At 72.0% G+C, this 2,799-nt stretch carries 2 protein-coding genes; both read right to left on the bottom strand.

The window, feature by feature from the left end; translation table 11 throughout:
• Positions 1–1,202, bottom strand: a 1,202-nt coding sequence (locus tag E1281_RS38950) for a hypothetical protein (RefSeq protein ID WP_207943778.1), incomplete at its 3' end; no start/stop codon positions are given.
• A gap of 48 nt (positions 1,203–1,250) precedes the next feature.
• The coding region (locus E1281_RS42765) for a membrane dipeptidase (protein ID WP_131884705.1) at positions 1,251–2,799 on the bottom strand (1,549 nt) is incomplete at its 5' end.

Genomic DNA, 2,799 nt, shown 5'->3' with positions numbered 1-2,799 from the left:
CGCGGAGTGCGCGTGTAGGAAGGCGGGGGATGCGGGTCGGGGCGGCCCGACTTGTACGAGGCCGTGCGGATGCCCTTGTCGAGCGGGTCCTGCCATTTCGTCCGCCTGTGGCGCTTGACGACGCAGAAGGCGGTCAGGAGGGAGCCGTCCGGGTCGGCGGCGTCGTAGCGCTCCCATTGCTCGGTGGCGAAGAAGAACGCCGCCTTCTGCGCCTCGTCCAGGCCGGAGGGAAGGTAGTCGGCCTCGACGGCGGCGGCGAGCATCTCCGCCTCGCCGTACAGGGCGCTCCGGCACACGTCGTCGCGGGCTTCGGGGTGGTCCAGGTGCCGCAGGGCACGCCGGCACTCCTCGGTGAACTCGGGCGCGGCCTCGGTGGACACCCCCTCGCGCAGCGAGGCCACGACGCCGTGCGGTCCGTCGATGCGCATGATCGGGCCGACGAGGTCGGACCTGCCCTTCACCAGCGCGAGCAGGACCAGGGGCGCACGGGTGGTCCAGGGCGGCTCCCGGTCGGGTGGCGGCGGCAGGTGGAGCAGATTCGGATTGGCCTGCACGATGCGGGTGAGCGCGGTCGGCCTCGCGGTCCTCCACAGCCGGTACGGTCTCGGCGACCGGCCGTCGTCCGGCCTCGTCCCGTCCTGGACGCCGCGGTAGAACGCCGACCGGAGTGCGCCGGTCAGGTCGCCTTGCCCGGTTCGGGCCAGCAGGGCCGACAGAGGGCCGAAGGCTTCGTCGTCCTCCGCCATCGCGGCGTGGACGAGCCACTCGGCCAGGCGTCCGTGGACTCCATTGCCCGGCCCGGGGAGAGGCGACTCGGGCGCATCGAGGAACGCGACCACCCGGGGGACGCCGTCCTCGACCGGTTCGAGGAGGAAGGCGGTGACGGGAGACGGTGTAGGCGGTGGAGCGACGAGATGGAGACTCTGAGAGAAGACATCGCCCACGGCCATGTGGGCGAACTCGGCCAGGATCTCCCGCAGGGCGAACGGGTTGGCGGCGGCCTTCCGCGCGGCCCGCAGGGCGGTCGAGGACGCATGGCCGCCCTCGGGCGCCGTCCCGATGGTCCGGGCGAGCGCCCGGAACGCCCTGGGCCGGCGGGACAGCGCGGTGTACGCATCGAAGCCGCGGGCGAGCCGGTACGTCACTCGCCGGGCCTGCACCCAGGCCACGACCCAGCTCCGGAACCGCCGATCGCCTTCCATGGCAAGAAGTGTCGCAAATGTCCAATGAATGGCGCTATGTCATTTCCGCTAGGTCCCGTGGGTCTCCGTGTGGTGCCACATGCGGAGGTAGGTCTCGGCGCCGCGGGCCAGGTCGTCGATGATCTCCTGGCCGCCGGCGTCGCGGATGTCGGCGAGCCAGTCCGGGACGAGGCCGTAGTTCGCGACGCCCTCGGTGTTGAGGTCCCAGGTGCGCGTCCCGGTGCGCTGGCGGTCGAGCGTCACCGCCGGGTCGAACGGCGAGGTGTACGGGTAGCGCAGCGGGTCCGCGTCGCTGCCCTCCCGGGGCGGGGGCAGGGCGCCCATGCCGTTGGTGTCCAGGCCGTATCCGTAGCCGAACGCGCGGCCAGGGTCGCGGAGGGCCTTGTTGCGCTTCCACTCGTCGATGAACTGGTTCGTCGCGTGGCCGTAGCCGGTCACCATGCCGCCGAGCCGGTAGACGCGGGGCAGGTAGGCCGGGTCCGTCCAGCTGTGGGACGAGATGACGCCCGGGTAGCGCGCGGCCTCCAGCAGGCCGAGGGTCTCGCCGGCGGCCTTGGCGCTCATGTGGTCGACCTCGACGATCATGCCGCGTTCCATCATGCCGCGGACCATGTGCTCGCCCAGGTCGCTGAGCCCGCGGACGTTGCAGTGCGGAGGGCTCGGATACAGCGGCAGCGTGACGCCCGCCCGGCCGAGCAGCCGCAGGAGGTCCTTCAGCGAATCGCCGATCCCGCCCGCCGGCAGGAGCGTGTTGTCCCGCGCCGGACCGGTGCACTTCCCGACCTGCCAGAACCGTCCGGTGCCGAGGAAGTTCCCCGTGTTGACGAACGCGCCCGTGGTGCCTCCGTCGAAGCGCACCCCGCACAGGGCGTTGTCGAACTTGTGGCACACGAACATCGAGGACACGCCGAGGCGTTTCATCTCGTCCAAGCCCCGGTCGATGTCCTGGCGGGTGCACTGCGCTTCGCCGCCGACCGTGCGGCAGCCGAACGGCTCGGACGCCTCGACGCCGAGGACGACGGCGAGCTTCCCGTCCTCGATCACCTCGCGCGCCTGCGCCGAGTCGCGCACGATGCGGAACCAGCCCTTGCCCGGGCCGCCGCTGCGCTCGTCGATGCCCGCCTCCATCTCACGCATCCGCCGCGCCTGGAGCCGGACGACGTCCATCTCGTCGCACGCGTTGCGCTTCAGCGGATAGATCTCGCAGAGCTGCCGGTTGGCGACCAGGTGGTTGACCAGGACGCGCTGGCCGGCGCGCCAGGAACGGCGCAGCCAGGTGTAGTGGCCCTGCTGGTGGGTGCGGGAGTCCCACGCGGGCCAGTCCTTGAACGTCGGCCAGCCCGCGGGGTCGTGGGTGCCGAACGGCGTGCCGTGCCGGGTGAAGTTCTCCCACCAGGCGAACGCGCCGTTCCCCGCGTGGTCGGGGCAGTCCCGCAGCGCCTCCTGGATGCCGCGCGGGTCGAACGGCTTGCCGCACATCAGGCTTCCGCCGAACGCCTCGTACGCCATCAGATGGGTGTGGGCGTCGATGTACCCCCGCACCTCTCCGGCGGGCGCGGTCCCGGTGGACGGGGCGGCGGTGGGGGCGGTCGACGCC

The organism is Actinomadura sp. KC345 (assembly GCF_004348515.1).
Classification (GTDB): domain Bacteria; phylum Actinomycetota; class Actinomycetes; order Streptosporangiales; family Streptosporangiaceae; genus Spirillospora.
The sequence above is the reverse complement of the archived record's forward strand: the minus strand, read 5'-3'. Positions and strand labels throughout refer to the sequence as shown.